Source organism: Paraburkholderia sp. SIMBA_027 (assembly GCF_046535315.1).
GTDB lineage: Bacteria > Pseudomonadota > Gammaproteobacteria > Burkholderiales > Burkholderiaceae > Paraburkholderia > Paraburkholderia tropica.
Map to the genome: position 1 here is coordinate 1 of NZ_JAWRWY010000745.1, position 266 is coordinate 266.

General features: G+C 68.4%; 1 protein-coding gene. It reads right to left on the reverse strand.

Annotated elements, in window-relative coordinates; genetic code table 11:
• Positions 1 to 266 (reverse strand): FUSC family protein (locus SB764_RS41040; protein WP_410866902.1); only part of this gene is annotated, 266 nt, incomplete at both ends.

Genomic DNA, 266 nt, shown 5'->3' on the forward strand with positions numbered 1-266 from the left:
GGGCGGCTCGATTGCCTGGCCGGCATCGAGCCGGGCACGGCAGAAATCGGAGATGCCCGACAGCACGCGGCCGACGGAAAGGGCGCTTGCGCCACTGAGCTCCTTGCGCCGGGTCTGCAGCATCAGCACGTTGAAGCCGAGGCGGACGTCGGCAAAGCCATCGACCTTTTTTAGTTCGCGATCCTCGACGGCGGCGAGGCGCGGCACCAGCTGGCCGAGGCGATCGAGGATACGGCCCGAGAGCCGCTCGTGGTCGGTGCGGCGTT